Consider the following 14,525-nt stretch of genomic DNA (forward strand, 5'->3'; position numbering starts at 1 on the left):
TCAGGAGCGTTCGTCGAGGAGGGCGCGGACGCCCGCTTCGAGCTCCGCGACGGCGTCACGTGCGCTCTCGGCCGACTCCGCCCTCGCATCGATGTAGACCTTCAGCTTGGGCTCGGTCCCGCTGGGGCGCACGATCACACGGGAGCCGTCGCCGAGACGGTACCGCAGCACGTCTCCGGAGGGCTGACCCGGTGCGGCCTGCAGCAGGTCCTCGGCCGAGGCGATCGATCGGCCGCCGATGTGCGTCGGCGGGAGTGTGCGCAGCGCGAGCATCACGGAGCCGATGACGGCGAGGTCCTCGACCCGCACCGACACCTGACCGCTCGCGAAATGCCCGTACGTCTCACCCAGCTCGTCGAGCAGATCGACGAGCGTGGCTCCGCGATCGCGGGCCTCGGCGGCGAGGCCGAGGATGGCGACGGCCGCCGACACCCCGTCCTTGTCGCGCACGGTCTCCGGATTCACGAGGTAGCCGAGAGCCTCTTCGAAGCCGAAGACGATACCCGGTGCCCGGGAGATCCATTTGAAGCCGGTGAGGGTCTCGTGGAAGTCCAACCCGTGATGCGCGGCGACGGCGCCGAGGCCGGGGGAGGAGACGAGAGAGCACGCGAGCGAGGCGCCCGGTGTGCCGGCCGCCGCGCGTGCGGCTCTCGCGCCGAGCAGGAGACCGACCTCGTTGCCGGTGAGACGACGCCAGCCGTCGGGGGTGGAGTCGTCGGGGACCGCGACGGCCAGTCGATCCGCATCGGGGTCGTTCGCCAGGATGAAGTCGGCCTTCACTCGTCGGGCGCGCGCGAACGCGAGATCCATCGCCCCCGGTTCTTCCGGATTCGGGAACGACACGGTGCGGAACGTGGCGTCGGGGGTGAGCTGCTCGTCGACGACGAACGGCTGCGGGTATCCCGCTTCCTTGACGATGCGGGACAGCGTCTCCCAGCCGACCCCGTGCATCGCGGTGTACACCCACCGCATCCCGGTCGTCCCGGCGGGTGCTGGCGCCACGGCCACGGTTGCCGCGATGTAGGCTTCGACGACCTCTTCGCCGGCCGTCTCATACTCGGTGGAGCGCGGCAACGCGGTGATGGAGCCCGCGTCGGCGATGCGCTGGATGTGCGCGGCGATCTCGGCGTCCGCCGGGGCGACGATCTGGGATCCCTGGTCGGCGCCACCGAGGTACACCTTGTAACCGTTGTCGTTCGGCGGGTTGTGGCTCGCCGTCACCATCACGCCGGCATCGGCGCCGAAGTGGCGCACGGCGAAGGCGAGGACGGGCGTCGGGAGCAGGCGGGGAAGCAGGATCGCCCGCAGACCGGCTCCGGCGAACAGCTCGGCGGAGTCCGTCGCGAACACGCGGGAGTTCCGGCGCCCGTCGTAGCCGATCACGACCGTCGGGGTCGCGCCGTGCGACTTCTCGCGCAGGTAGGCGGCGAAGCCGGCTGCGGCCTGGCCGACGAGAACCCGGTTCATCCGGTTGCTGCCGGCGCCGAGTTCGCCGCGGAGACCCGCGGTTCCGAAGGCGAGGCGAGTGCGGAAGCGGTCGTCGAGGTCGGCGACGGCCTCTCGGTCGCCGGCGGCGGCACGTGTGATCACGCCGGCCAGCTCGTCGCGCGTCTGCGGATCGGGGTCCTGTCGCAACCAGGCGCGGGCCTGGGCGAGCCGCTCGTCGCTCACAGGGCCTCGACCACCCTGGCCAGAAGCGCGGAGATCACCGGTTCGGCCTCGCGCCCGGCCTCGATCACCTCGGCATGGCTGAGCGGTGTCTGCTGGATACCGGCGGCGAGGTTGGTGATGAGCGAGAACCCGAGGATCTCCATGCCGGCCTCGCGGGCGGCGATCGCCTCGAGCGCGGTCGACATGCCCACGATGTGGCCACCGATGTGCTTCGCCATCTGCACCTCCGCCGGCGTCTCGTAGTGGGGGCCGCGGAACTGCGTGTAGACGCCCTCGTCGAGCATCGGGTCGATCGTCCGGGCGATCTCGCGCAGACGCTTCGAGTAGAGGTCGGTGAGGTCGACGAACGTGGCGCCTTCGAGCGGAGAGTCGGCGGTGAGGTTGATGTGGTCGCTGATGAGCACGGGCTGACCGGGCGTCCACGTCTCGCGGATGCCGCCGGCGCCGTTCGTGAGCACCATGATCTTGGCGCCCGTCGCGGCGGCGGTGCGCACGCTGTGCACGACACGGCGCACACCGTGGGCTTCGTAGTAGTGGGTGCGCGCACCGATGACGAGGACGTTCTTGCCGTCGGGGGTGCGGATGCTGCGCAGCGTACCGACGTGTCCTTCGAGCGCGGGCTTGGAGAAGCCGGTGACCTCGGTCGCGGGGATCGTCGCCACGGTCTCGCCGATGATGTCCGCGGCCTTGCCCCAGCCGCTGCCGAGGGTGAGGGCGATGTCGTGCTTCTCGACGCCGGTCAGACGGGCGATGTCGGCGGCGGCCTGTGCGGCGACCTCGAACGGGTTCGCGGTCGGGTCGTCGAGGGGGTTGCTGTGCGTTTCGGGCATGGATCCACTCTAGGAAGGTGCAGGCTCGGGTGCCAGGATTGCGCGAGAATGGATTCCATGTCTTCCACCACTTTCGAGCGCACTCAGCGCGTCGCCGTCCTCGGCGGCGGTCCCGGCGGCTACGAGGCGGCCCTCGCGGCAGCCCAGTTGGGGGCCGAGGTCACCCTGGTCGAGCGCGTGGGAGTCGGCGGATCCGCCGTCCTCACCGACGTCGTGCCCTCGAAGAGCCTGATCGCCACCGCCGATGCGGCCGTCGCCATCTCCGAGGCGAGCGACCTTGGGGTCAACTTCTACGCCAAGGGTGACCACTCGCGACCCCTCAAGCCCGAGATCGCGATCAACCTCGCCGCCGTGAACAAGCGGCTCCTCGCGCTGGCGGGTCAGCAGTCCGAGGACATGCGTGCGACGCTCCTCGAAGCCGGCGTACGCATCCTCTCCGGTCACGGTCGCCTCGAGGGACCCACCGCGATCATCGTGTCGACGGGCCAGGGCGGGACCGACTTCGATCGGGTCGAGGCCGACACGATCATCGTGGCGGTCGGTGCCTCTCCGCGCGAGCTGGACTCGGCCAAGCCCGACGGCAAGCGCATCCTGACGTGGACGCAGCTGTACGACATGAAGGCGCTCCCCGAGCACCTCATCGTGGTCGGTTCCGGTGTCACCGGTGCGGAGTTCGCCTCCGCCTACATGAACCTCGGTGCCAAGGTGACCTTGATCTCCAGCCGCGAGCAGGTGCTCCCGGGCGAGGACAAGGATGCGGCGAGCGTTCTGGAGAAGGTCTTCAAGCGCGGGGGCATGCAGGTGCTCTCCAAGTCCCGTGCCGACCGCGTCGAGGTCACGGATGACGGGGTCACGGTCACCCTGTCGGACGGGCGCACGGTCGATGGCAGCCACTGCCTGATGGCGGTCGGTTCCATCCCGAACACCGCAGGCATCGGTCTAGAGGAGGCGGGTGTCGAGCTCGACGAGTCGGGACACGTGCGGGTGAACCGGGTCGCGCGCACCTCGGTCCCCAACGTGTACGCGGTCGGCGACTGCACGAACTTCTTCCCGCTGGCCTCAGTGGCCTCGATGCAGGGGCGCACGGCCGTCTTCCACGCCCTCGGCGACATCGTCATCCCGCTCGAACAGATCAAGATCACCTCGAACATCTTCACCGCGCCCGAGATCGCCACGGTCGGCTACGGCGAGAAGGATGTCGAGGACGGTGTGGCCGACGGCCTGGTCTACAAGCTCCCGCTCGCGGCGAACCCGCGCGCGAAGATGATGGGCATCAAGGATGGCTTCGTCAAGCTCATCGCGCGCAAGGGATCGGGTACCGTGATCGGCGGCGTGATCGTGGCGCCGAAGGCATCGGAGCTGATCTACCCGATCGCGGTCGCGGTCGAACGCCGTCTCACGGTCGACCAGGTCTCGCGGGTCTTCGCGGCATACCCCTCGCTCTCCAGCAGCATCACCGATGCGAGCAGGGCGATGCATCTCGTGAACATCTCCTGATCCCGGGAGAGATGCGGAAAGGGCGCCCCACCTCGGTGGGGCGCCCTTTCCGCTGATGCCGGGTGTCAGCTGATCGTGAGCAGCTGGTGTCCTGCGGAGACCGTGGCGCCGGCATCCGCGTTGATGTTGCCGACCACGCCGTCCTTGTGCGCCTGCAGCGGCTGCTCCATCTTCATGGCTTCGAGCACGACCACCAGGTCGCCCTTGACGACCTGCTGTCCGTCGGCGACGGCGATCTTGACGACGGTCGCCTGCATGGGCGACTTCACCGCGTCGCCGGAGGCCCCGGCGTTGGCGGTGGTGGCGTGGCTGCGGCGCGACGGCGGAACCGCTGCCGGGCGTCCGGCGGTGCCGGCGGCGACGGCGACGCGGTCGGGGAGGCTCACCTCGAGGCGCTTGCCGGAGACCTCGACGACCACGGTGTGACGTGCTTCGGCGGAGGTCGGTGCTTCGAGCTCCCCGTCCCACGCGGGGATGTCGTTGACGAACTCGGTCTCGATCCAGCGGGTGAAGATCCCGAACTCGCCGTCCTCCGCCGTGAACGCGGGGTCGCGCACGACCTTGCGGTGGAACGGGATGACGGTGGGGAGACCGGCGACCTCGAACTCATCGAGTGCGCGGCGCGAGCGCTCCAGCGCTTCCGCCCTGTCCTTGCCCGTCACGATGATCTTCGCGAGCAGGGAGTCGAAGGCGCCGGACACCGAGTCGCCGGCGGTGACGCCGGAGTCGAGACGGATGCCGGGGCCTCCGAAGGTCTTGAAGACGTGGATCGGGCCGGGCTGGGGCAGGAATCCGCGACCGGGGTCCTCGCCGTTGATGCGGAACTCGATCGAGTGCCCCTGGGGCTTCGGGTCGTCGTAGTCGATGGTGCCGCCGGCCGCGATGCGGAACTGCTCGCGCACCAGATCGATACCGGTGACCTCTTCGGAGACGGGGTGCTCGACCTGCAGGCGCGTGTTCACCTCGAGGAATGAGACCGTGCCGTCGGCGCCGATGAGGAACTCGCAGGTGCCGGCACCGACGTATCCGACCTCCTTCAGGATGGCCTTCGATGCCGAGTAGAGCAGCTCGTTCTGCTCCTCCGTGAGGAACGGGGCCGGTGCCTCTTCGACGAGCTTCTGGTGGCGGCGCTGCAGCGAGCAGTCGCGCGTCGAGATGACGACGACGTTTCCTGCGGCATCGGCCAGACACTGGGTCTCGACGTGACGCGGCTTGTCGAGGTACTTCTCGACGAAGCACTCGCCGCGTCCGAAGGCGGCGACGGCCTCGCGGGTGGCGGATTCGAAGAGCTCGGCGACCTCGTCGAGCTCGCGGGCGACCTTGAGGCCGCGTCCGCCGCCGCCGTACGCGGCCTTGATGGCGATCGGGAGGCCGAACTCCTTCGCGAAGGCGATGACCTCATCGGCGCCTTCGACGGGGCCGGGGGTGCCGGGAGCGAGAGGCGCGCCGACCTTCTCAGCGACGTGACGCGCGGTCACCTTGTCGCCGAGAGCCTCGATGGCCTCCGGAGACGGGCCGATCCAGGTCATCCCCGCCTCGATGATGGCGCGTGCGAACTCGGCGTTCTCGGCGAGGAACCCGTAGCCGGGGTGCACGGCGTCGGCACCGGCGCGGCGGGCGATGGAGAGGATCTTCTCGATCTGGAGGTAGGTCTCCGCGCTGGTCGAGCCGCCGAGAGCGTAGGCCTCGTCGGCGAGGCGGGTGTGCAGGGCATCCCGGTCCTGGTCGGCGTAGACGGCGACCGAGGCGATCCCGGAGTCGCGGGCGGCGCGGATGATGCGGACGGCGATCTCGCCGCGGTTGGCGATGAGCACCTTGGCGATAGCAGGCATGCTTGCCAGCCTAGCGAGAACGACCCCGATCCCTTTGACGACTCCCCACAAGAAAGTCGGGAAAACGTGGAGGGGAGTCTACGACCAGAGGTCGATCCAACGGACACCGAGCTCGGTGGCGAGACGGCGGACGGTCGACAGGGACATGCCGACGACCGTCGAAGGATCGCCGTCCACACGGGTGATGAACGCCCCGCCCAGGCTGTCGACGGTGAAGGCTCCCGCCACGAGGAGCGGCTCTCCGGAGGCGACGTACGCGGCGATCTCGGCGTCGCTCACGTCGTCGGCGAACGTCACGGCGGCCGCGGCGACCGCGGTGGCCTCTTTGGGTTCGGCGTCGGGGGAGACCCGGAACACCGAGTGCCCGGAATGCAGGATGCCGGTCTCGCCGCGCATCTCCTGCCAGCGCCTGGTCGCCTCCTCGGCGGTGTACGGCTTGCCGTAGACCCGCCCGCCGAGCGCGAACATCGAATCCCCGCCGATCACCAGGCCGTCGAAGGTCCCGTCCGCAGCGAGGCTCCGTGCGACGGCGGCCGCCTTCGCGCGGGCGAGCAGAAGCACCAGTTCCTCGGGCGCGAGGGGGGCGCCCCTCTTCTCCTCCTCGGCGGCAGCGACCGCATCCTCATCGACGTCGGGCGACACCGTGAGCGGTTCGATTCCCGCCTGCCGGAGCAGCATGAGGCGGGCGGGCGAGGTGGAGGCGAGGCAGACGCGCATGTCCACCACCGTATCCTCGAAGAATGACTTCCTCCCCAGCCGACGTGCTCGAACTCGACATCACCGGCATCGCGCACGGGGGCACGTTCATCGCCCGCCACGAGGGACGCGTGGTCTTCGTCTCCGACGCGATCCCCGGAGAGCGGGTCCGGGCCCGGGTGATCGCCCCGCAGGAGGGGGCGGACGCCTCGACCCGCAGCTTCTGGCGGGCCGAGACCATCGAGGTGCTGGAGGCGTCGGAGCACCGTCGCCCGCACGTGTGGGCGGAAGCCGACGTGTCGCGGGACCCGGCCGACCGCCCCGGTGGCGCCGACCTCGGCCATATCGACATCGACCACCAGCGTGAGCTCAAGCAGCGCGTGCTGACCGAGGCGCTGGAGCGTTTCGCAGGCAGCGGTCTGGTCGCCCCCGAGATCGAGTCGGTGGAATCGGGCGACGGTCTCGGATGGCGCACACGCGTCACCCTGCATGTCGACGACACGGGAGTCGCCGGTCCGTTCGCCGCACGCAGCCACCGCGTCGTCCCCGTGACCTCGCATCCGCTGGCCAGGCCCGCGATCGCCGAAGCGGCGCTCGCGCTGCAGGGCGAGGCCCCCGGCCGCATCGAACTCGTCGAGCCCGCCGACGGCACGGTGCGCGTCATCCGACGTGAGGAGACCGAGCGCGCCCCCCGCGTGCAGCGTGGGTTCCGCAAGCGTCCCACTCCCGAGGTGATCCACGAGATGGTCAACGACCGTCGATTCGAGGTCGACGCCACGGGCTTCTGGCAGGTGCACCCGCGTGCGGCCTCCGTGCTCGACGCCGCGGTCTACGGAATCCTCGACGGACATGTCGACGACCAGAAGACGCACTACGACCTGTATGGAGGGGTCGGACTGTTCGCCGCGACGCTCGCCGATCTCGGCGGGACCGACATCGTGACGGTCGAGTCCAGTGCACGCGCCACTGCGCACGCCGCCGCGAATCTCGCGCCGCTCGAAGTGAACGCCGTGACGGCGCGCGTCGATCGCTTCCTGGCGACGCAGAAGAGCGGGCGCACGGGCGCCGTCGTGCTCGACCCGCCCCGCGCCGGTGCCGGTCGGCAGGTCGTCGAAGCGGTGCACGCACTCGCGCCGGAGGCCATCGCGTACGTCGCGTGCGACCCCGTGGCACTCGCCCGGGATCTCGGCACCTTCCGCACCCTCGGTTGGAACGTCGACCGACTTCGGGGCTTCGATCTGTTCCCGCACTCGCACCACTTCGAAGTCGTCGCGCTGCTCACACGATGAGCGATCCGCGGCTTCTCGGGGGGACTCAGTAGGCTGAGGGGATGAGCACGGTCGCACTCATCGACGATCACGAGTCCGTTCGCCTCGGCCTCGAGGCCGCGTGCGCGCGTGATTCGCAGACCGTGGTCTTCTCCGGGAGCACGGTGGTCTCCTACCTCGAATGGCGCAAAGCCACCGCGGCCGCACCTGCCGAGGTGGTCGTCCTCGACCTCACCCTCGGCGACGGCACGACCGTGACCGAGAACGTGACCTCGCTGGTCAACGACGGCGCGAGCGTCGTGATCCACAGCGTCGCCGATCGGCCGGCAGCCGTGCGCGAGGCGCTCGCCGCCGGGGCCGCCGGCGTGGTGAGCAAGTCCTCCGCCCTCGACGACGTGCTCGACGCGATCCGCACGGTGGCGCAAGGCGAGGCTCTCAACAACGTCGAATGGGCGAGCGCGGTCGAGGGAGACCGGGCGTTCGCCGATGCGCAGCTCGCCACGCGCGAACGCGAGGTGCTCCGTCTGTATGCGACGGGGCTGCCGTTGAAGGCCGTCGCCGAGAAGCTGGGTGTCGCCTACTCCACGGCCAAGGAGAACATCACCCGCATCCGCGTGAAGTACGTCGAGGTCGGGCGTCCGGCGCCGACGAAGGTCGATCTGCTGCGCCGGGCGATGGAAGACGGGATCGTCACGGCTGACGAGGCACCCGGTGGCCGCTGAGCCGCTCAGCATCCGCGACGCGTGGAGCAAGATCCCCTCTCCGGGGAGCACGGAGACGGCGTACGAGCGCTTCACCGGCACACGCATGGAGCGGATCCTCGCGATCGTCGTCGCGATCGGCTCGGCGGTTCTCGGCGCGCAGGCGCTGATCTCTGCGATGGCGTCGCTCTCGCACGCGGATCCTGCGCACGTCGTCACCCTGATCGTGGTGTTCGTGCCGTTGGCTGCGATGCTGGTCGCTTGTCTGGTGGGCCGGGGGGTGCGCACCTTCTCCGGTATCTTCGCCGTGGTCTACGTCCTCGCGCTCGCCGCCTGGCCGACGATCGTCGACCCGTCGGACAAGGGCGCCGGCGAGCAGCCCTGGATCTTCTTCCTGGTCAATGTCGGCGTGGTCGCGGCGATGCTCGCGTTCCCGTTGCCGCTCCAGTTCGCCTGGGCGGCGGGGATGCCGTTCGTCTACGGCTACGTGCGGCTCGTCCAGGGGGAGTTCTCGCGCGAGTTCTGGGTGACGACCGCGTTCGACGTGTCGTTCACCCTCATCCTCGGGGTCGTCATCATCTCCCTGGGCTGGATGTTCCGTTCCGTCGCCGCCGGTGTGGACGAGGCCAGGGGACAGGCGGTGGCGTCGTACTCGACAGCGGCTGCGGCGGCCGCCGCGGAGGAGGAGCGGGCGACGATGTCGGCACTGATGCATGACAGCGTCCTCGCCGCGCTGATCGCCGCGGAGCGGGCTGAGGGGGAGCGTGCCGAAGAGCTCGCCGTCGCCATGGCCCGGGAGGCGCTCACTCGCCTCGCCAATACCGAAGCGGCCGTCGCGCAGGAGGGCAGTGACGAGCCGGTGGGCACGGCGCAGATCGTCGTGGAGCTGCGCAGAGCCCTGTCCGAGCTCGGCGCTGATGCGATCGTCGAGGAGCGCGGCGGCATCGGCCTCATACCCGGGCGGGCCGCTCGCGCACTCGTGCTCGCCGCGCGGCAGGCGATCGGCAACGCCGTGTCCCACGCCAACGGTCGTGGACTCCACATCATCGTCGAGGGGCACGGCGACGAGGGGATCGGCGTGACGGTTTCGGACACCGGCGGCGGCTTCGACGTGGCGTCGATCGGTGCCGACCGTCTCGGGATCCGGGCGTCGATCTTCGCACGTATGGCGGGCGTCGCCGGCACGGCCGACATCGTCTCCGACGCGCACGGCACGACCGTGACGCTGGGATGGGAGCGCGCGTGAACCGCACCGTGCGCAGCGTCGCCACCTCTCTCGCCGTCGGCTTCGCCCTGTACTTCGTCGCACGGGGGATCTGGTGGATCGAGCAGCCAACCGCTCCGCTGCTCATGGTCCTCGCCATCGGCCTGTATCTCGTGGTCGTGAACATCGCCATCCTCGGCGACGGCTCCTCGGTGCGGATGCCGACGTGGTCGGCGGTCCTCGCGCTGCTCGCGAGCATGGCGATTCCCGTGCTCGTGACCTTCTCGCTCGAGCCGGCGGATCGTACCGCCCCGTTCGCGACCTGGTACATCGGGGCGCTCGGACTGCTCGCGGTCGTGTGTGTGGTGCGTCGGCGGTCTCTGATCGGCTGGCTCGTGTTGGCGGTGCTCGTCCTGGCCGCGTCGGTGGCTCTGGGGTTCGTCGTGGCCCTCAACCTGGGGCTGGTCGGCTCGATCATGTGGGTGGCCGTCGCTCGACTCCTCGTGATGTTCTGGGATCGTGCGGTGCGCGACACCGAGCGCCTCGCCGAGATCCAGCAGGCGGTGTCCGCGTGGCATGCCACGCAGCGGGTGCGTCAGCGCGAGAGGCGTCTGCGCACGCAGTTCGCTCTGGCTGTCGCCGGTCCGGTGCTCAGCAGAGTGGTCGCGGCGCGAGGCGTGTTGAACGATCAGGAACGTCTGGACGCGCGGCTCGCCGAGGGCAGGCTGCGCGACGAACTGCGCGGCGCCGACCTCCTCAACGACGCGGTACGCAACGCGATCGAAGCTGCCCGACGGCGTGGAGTGGTCGTGACCGTCTTCGATGAGGGCGGGTTCGACGGCATAGACGAGTCCCGTCGCAAGGCGATCAGGGACGAACTGGCGGTCGTGCTGAGTCATGCACAGACATCTCGGCTCATCATCCGCTCGGGGCGGGACCCGCGTGTCGCCGTGACGGTGGTGGGCCGCGCGGGCACCCGCTCCTCGGGTGATGACGACGCGGTCGACCTCTGGCACGAGATTCCGCGCTGACGGAAGAACTTTCGGCAGGACCGGTGAGCGACCTCGGCTCCGTCCTCGGCCCCGGCCTGGGGAGGTGACCGGAGTCGAGGATGTGAGAGTGGGAGAGGGGCGGCGAATCCGCCTGCCCCTCTCCGTGCGGACAGTTACCCGAAAACCATCCGCTGGTGGCCGATCAGCGTCTGTCTACCCTGGGACAGAGAGACCAGCCGAACGCGAAGCGTCCTCTTCAGTCTGAGGGGTTCCGCAAACATTGTCTGTAGGTATTTTGGGGGACAAGATTCGGCATTTCGGGGGACACGATTTTCCCGTCGATGGGGGATCATTGGACGATGGGAACGCGTCGTGGCACCAATCTTCCGCGTATGGGCGACTTCAACCAGTCCGTGATCCTGGAGGCGATCCGCCAATCAGGCGAGGGGTTGAGCAGGATCGAGCTGTCGACCGCGACCCGGCTGTCGGCGCAGACCGTCACCAACATCACTCGGCGACTGCTCGATGACGGCTTCATCCGAGAGGCCGGCCGCACGATCAATGGACCGGGCAAGCCGCGCGTGACCCTGCGGCTCGTCGCCGACAGCCGCTTCGCGGTCGGCGTGCACCTCGATCCCGCCCTGATGACGTTCGTGCTGCTCGACCTGTCCGGCGCCATCGTCAGACGCCGGAGTGTGCGCACGCCGGCCGATGATCCGCTCCGGATCGTGGAGGCCATGGCGGAGACGATCGATGCCCTGATCGCGGAGTCCGGTGTGGATCGTTCGCGGATCGCAGGGGTGGGAGTCGCGGCTCCCGGTCCGCTCGACGCCGAGAAGGGCACGGTCATCGACCCGCCGAAGCTCGCCGGGTGGCATCGTGTGCCGCTGCGCGCGGTGCTGGCGGAGATGACGGCGATGCCGGTGGTGCTCGAGAAGGACACGACGTCGGCCGCGGTCGGAGAGCTGTGGACACGACGCGAGTCGGCCGACGACTCCTTCGTGTTCGTCTACCTGGGGATCGGCATCGGCGCCGCCCTGGCGAGAGACGGCGAGGCGGTCCGCGGGAGCACACGCAACATCGGCGAGGTCGGGCACATCATCGTCGACCCCGACGGGCCCTCATGCTGGTGCGGGTCCCGAGGGTGCGTGGAGGTCGTCTGCACCCCGCAGGCGATCGTCGAACGGGCTGAGCGCGCGGGAGTGTTCGACGACGCCCACCAGGCGTCCGATGCTGCGGCAGTCGATGCGAGATTCAGCCGACTGTGCGAGTACGCAGCGGACGGGAATGCCGCGGCGGTCGAGGTTCTGCGACAGGCAGCGGCACACATCGCGGTGCTGACGGCGGCTCTGACGAACATGCTCGATGTGGATCGGGTCGTGTTCGGAGGCCCTTTCTGGTCACGGCTCGCCGATGTGTACCTCCGAGAGGTTCCCGGCAGGCTCGATCACGCGAGTGCGACCCGCGCGGTGCGCACTCTCCCCGTCGATGGCACCGTCGTCGGGGACGACGTCGGTGCCGTGGGGGCCGCGTGCGTCGTGCTCGATTCCGTTCTCAGCCCTCGCGCCTCCGACCTGTTGCTCGAGAGCTGATCTCCGGACCCTACGCCGTCCGGCAGCGGTCGAGGTCGCGGGTTTGCGACTATAAGTCTATTCGATGTAGTATTTGGCGTTCCCCCAACGATCAGACCAGGGGAATCCACCGTCTCCCCGTGCGCTCGGCACCGTCGCACGTCGAGAAAGCGATTCCGGTCTGAGCCGGGGTGGACGCCCGACCCTTCACGGGAAGGGTGAGGCGGCAGCGGGGAACGTCGCCGAGCGGGGCTCTGGGGGTCCTGCGACGATCGTCTGCGTGATTCGTGAAGCGGAGGGTTCTCGGATCACGCAGACGCACTCTTACGTCACCGGAGGCGACGCATGATGCTCCGCAGCTGTCAGCCCGCGAAACGTCCCCACGGGATGTCGCGCCGCAGCGGACGGCGGAGCGGACGCTGTGTCCGCGTCCACGCCGATACAGACGGCTCCTCGGCGACGGCATCCGCCGCCTCGGTCGCGTAGGCCTCGCTGATCACGGCGATGAGGGCGGCGAGTTCTTCTTCCGTAGCCGTCCCGCGCATGATGTCGAGCATCGGCGCCTCCGAACTCGAAGCACCGTGGTCCTGCGTGTCATGCCCGGTCACAGCGGGATGTTCCCGTGCTTCTTCGGGGGCAGCTCGGCACGCTTGCCACGCAGCGCGCGCAGCGCCTTCGCAATCGAGACGCGGGTGTTGGCCGGCTCGATGATCCCGTCGAGCTCGCCGCGCTCTGCCGCGAGGAACGGGGAGGCCACGTTGTAGGTGTACTCGTTCGCGAGTCGGGTGCGGACGGCCGCGACGTCCTCGCCGGCCTCCTCCGCCTTCTTGATCTCGCCCCGATACAGGATGTTGACCGCGCCCTGGCCGCCCATCACCGCGATCTCGGCCGTCGGCCATGCGAGGTTCACGTCGGCGCCGAGCTGCTTCGAGCCCATCACGATGTAGGCACCGCCGTAGGCCTTGCGCAGGATGACGGTGACCAGCGGCACGGTCGCCTCGGCGTATGCATAGAGCAGTTTCGCACCGCGGCGGATGACGCCGGTCCACTCCTGATCGGTGCCGGGGAGGTAGCCGGGGACATCGACGAGCGTGACGATCGAGATCGAGAAGGCATCGCAGAAGCGTACGAAGCGGCTCGCCTTCTCGCCGGCTTCGATGTTTAGCGTGCCGGCCATCTGCGAAGGCTGGTTGGCGATGATGCCGACCGACCGGCCCTCGATGCGTCCGAAGCCGATCACGATGTTGGGCGCGAAGAGCGGCTGGACCTCGAGGAAGTCGCCTTCGTCGACCACGTGCTCGATGACGGTGTGGATGTCGTACGGCTGGTTGGTCGAGTCGGGGACGAGCGTGTTCAGCGCGCGGTCGGCGTCGGTCGTCTCGAACTCGAAGTTGCTCTCGTATGTGGGAAGCTCCGCCATGTTGTTGTCCGGCAGGAAGCTGAGGAGCGTGCGGGCGTAGTCGATCGCGTCGTCCTCGTCTTCGGCGAGATAGTGCGCGACGCCCGATCGGGTGTTGTGCGTGTAGGCGCCGCCGAGCTCTTCCATTCCGACGTCCTCGCCGGTGACCGTCTTGATCACGTCGGGGCCGGTCACGAACATCTGGCTGGTCTTGTCGACCATGATCACGAAGTCGGTGAGGGCGGGGGAGTACACCGCGCCGCCCGCAGCCGGCCCCATGATGATGGAGATCTGCGGGATCACTCCGGACGCGCGGGTGTTCAGGCGGAAGATCTCGCCGTACTTGCCGAGGGCGACGACGCCTTCCTGGATGCGTGCGCCCCCCGAGTCGAGGATCCCGATGCAGGGCATCCCGCCGGCGAGGGCGAACTCCATGATCTTGATGATCTTCTCGCCGGCGACTTCGCCGAGCGAGCCGCCGAAGGTGGAGAAGTCCTGCGAGTACACCGCGACCGTGCGGCCGTTGATCGTGCCGACGCCGGTGACGACCGAGTCGCCGTACGGTCGCGAACGATCCATGCCGAAGGCCGTGGTGCGGTGGCGCACATACTCGTCGAACTCGACGAAGCTCCCGGGGTCGACGAGCAGCTCGATGCGCTCGCGGGCGGTCATCTTGCCCTTCGCGTGCTGCTTCTCCTTCGCCTTCGCTTCTGCGTCGACGACGGCTTCTGTATAGCGAGCGCGCAGATCCGCGATCTTGCCGGCGGTGGTAAAGAGGTCGGGCTTGTCCGTCACGGATTCCACCTTATCGTCGGCTCGCCTCCGGCTGTTGGATGCTCGCCACAACGGGTCGCCCGATCCTTT

Annotated in this window: 12 protein-coding genes; 6 read left to right on the forward strand and 6 right to left on the reverse strand. The window is 69.0% G+C overall.

Annotation, left to right across the window (positions count from 1 at the left end; genetic code table 11):
* A complete protein-coding gene (locus GLO27_RS02430; protein ID WP_167253428.1) occupies positions 1-1,671 on the reverse strand; it encodes a phospho-sugar mutase in 1,671 nt (556 codons plus the stop codon).
* Positions 1,668-2,501, reverse strand: a complete 834-nt coding sequence (locus GLO27_RS02435; protein WP_021199689.1) for a purine-nucleoside phosphorylase — start codon at positions 2,499-2,501, stop codon at positions 1,668-1,670. The genes GLO27_RS02430 and GLO27_RS02435 overlap by 4 nt, the downstream gene beginning before the upstream one ends.
* Before the next feature lie 48 nt (positions 2,502-2,549).
* Here GLO27_RS02435 and GLO27_RS02440 point away from each other — a divergent pair, with 48 nt between their 5' ends.
* Positions 2,550-3,998 (forward strand): NAD(P)H-quinone dehydrogenase, encoded by a 1,449-nt coding sequence (locus GLO27_RS02440; protein WP_021199688.1) that lies wholly within the window; start codon positions 2,550-2,552, stop codon positions 3,996-3,998.
* 65 nt (positions 3,999-4,063) lie between these two features.
* On the opposite strand, the gene GLO27_RS02445 is transcribed toward GLO27_RS02440, so the two are convergent.
* Positions 4,064-5,830, reverse strand: coding sequence for a biotin carboxylase N-terminal domain-containing protein (locus tag GLO27_RS02445; RefSeq protein WP_021199687.1), 1,767 nt, complete (start codon positions 5,828-5,830; stop codon positions 4,064-4,066).
* Between the two features lie 78 nt (positions 5,831-5,908).
* Positions 5,909-6,547, reverse strand: coding sequence for a Maf family nucleotide pyrophosphatase (locus GLO27_RS02450; RefSeq protein ID WP_167253430.1), 639 nt, complete (start codon positions 6,545-6,547; stop codon positions 5,909-5,911).
* A gap of 23 nt (positions 6,548-6,570) precedes the next feature.
* Here GLO27_RS02450 and GLO27_RS02455 point away from each other — a divergent pair, with 23 nt between their 5' ends.
* From GLO27_RS02455 to GLO27_RS02475, 5 genes are all read left to right on the forward strand, one after another.
* A complete protein-coding gene (locus GLO27_RS02455) occupies positions 6,571-7,815 on the forward strand; it encodes a TRAM domain-containing protein (RefSeq protein WP_021199685.1) in 1,245 nt (414 codons plus the stop codon).
* A gap of 41 nt (positions 7,816-7,856) precedes the next feature.
* Positions 7,857-8,516 carry a response regulator transcription factor gene (locus tag GLO27_RS02460; RefSeq protein ID WP_021199684.1) on the forward strand — a complete coding sequence of 220 codons (660 nt, stop codon included), beginning with the start codon at positions 7,857-7,859 and terminating at the stop codon, positions 8,514-8,516.
* Entirely contained in the window at positions 8,506-9,741 is a 1,236-nt protein-coding gene (locus GLO27_RS02465) for an ATP-binding protein (protein ID WP_021199683.1), read from the forward strand. Before GLO27_RS02460 ends, GLO27_RS02465 begins: the two co-directional genes overlap by 11 nt.
* Positions 9,738-10,730, forward strand: a complete 993-nt coding sequence (locus GLO27_RS02470; RefSeq protein WP_231479847.1) for a hypothetical protein — start codon at positions 9,738-9,740, stop codon at positions 10,728-10,730. Before GLO27_RS02465 ends, GLO27_RS02470 begins: the two co-directional genes overlap by 4 nt.
* 353 nt (positions 10,731-11,083) lie before the next feature.
* Complete coding sequence (locus GLO27_RS02475) at positions 11,084-12,283, forward strand: ROK family transcriptional regulator (RefSeq protein WP_021199681.1); 1,200 nt, start codon at positions 11,084-11,086, stop codon at positions 12,281-12,283.
* Positions 12,284-12,624: 341 nt separating this feature from the next.
* Here GLO27_RS02475 and GLO27_RS02480 read toward each other — a convergent pair whose 3' ends face one another.
* Together GLO27_RS02480 and GLO27_RS02485 are read right to left on the reverse strand one after the other, a co-directional pair.
* Positions 12,625-12,819, reverse strand: a complete 195-nt coding sequence (locus tag GLO27_RS02480) for an acyl-CoA carboxylase subunit epsilon (RefSeq protein ID WP_036331215.1) — start codon at positions 12,817-12,819, stop codon at positions 12,625-12,627.
* A gap of 47 nt (positions 12,820-12,866) precedes the next feature.
* Positions 12,867-14,465 (reverse strand): acyl-CoA carboxylase subunit beta, encoded by a 1,599-nt coding sequence (locus GLO27_RS02485; protein WP_167253432.1) that lies wholly within the window; start codon positions 14,463-14,465, stop codon positions 12,867-12,869.
* Between the last annotated feature and the right edge of the window lie 60 nt (positions 14,466-14,525).

Origin of the sequence: Microbacterium sp. Be9 (genome assembly GCF_011754135.1) — a bacterium.
In the GTDB taxonomy this organism is placed as follows: Bacteria; Actinomycetota; Actinomycetes; order Actinomycetales; family Microbacteriaceae; genus Microbacterium; species Microbacterium maritypicum_A.

What these genes read in the sequence shown, in the direction of transcription:
- GLO27_RS02435 (WP_021199689.1), bottom strand. Translation starts at nt 2,501, where the DNA reads ATGCCCGAAACGCACAGCAACCCCCTCGACGACCCGACCGCGAACCCG.
- GLO27_RS02440 (WP_021199688.1), top strand. Translation starts at nt 2,550, where the DNA reads ATGGATTCCATGTCTTCCACCACTTTCGAGCGCACTCAGCGCGTCGCC.
- GLO27_RS02445 (WP_021199687.1), bottom strand. Translation starts at nt 5,830, where the DNA reads ATGCCTGCTATCGCCAAGGTGCTCATCGCCAACCGCGGCGAGATCGCC.
- GLO27_RS02450 (WP_167253430.1), bottom strand. Translation starts at nt 6,547, where the DNA reads ATGCGCGTCTGCCTCGCCTCCACCTCGCCCGCCCGCCTCATGCTGCTC.
- GLO27_RS02455 (WP_021199685.1), top strand. Translation starts at nt 6,571, where the DNA reads ATGACTTCCTCCCCAGCCGACGTGCTCGAACTCGACATCACCGGCATC.
- GLO27_RS02460 (WP_021199684.1), top strand. Translation starts at nt 7,857, where the DNA reads ATGAGCACGGTCGCACTCATCGACGATCACGAGTCCGTTCGCCTCGGC.
- GLO27_RS02475 (WP_021199681.1), top strand. Translation starts at nt 11,084, where the DNA reads ATGGGCGACTTCAACCAGTCCGTGATCCTGGAGGCGATCCGCCAATCA.
- GLO27_RS02480 (WP_036331215.1), bottom strand. Translation starts at nt 12,819, where the DNA reads ATGCTCGACATCATGCGCGGGACGGCTACGGAAGAAGAACTCGCCGCC.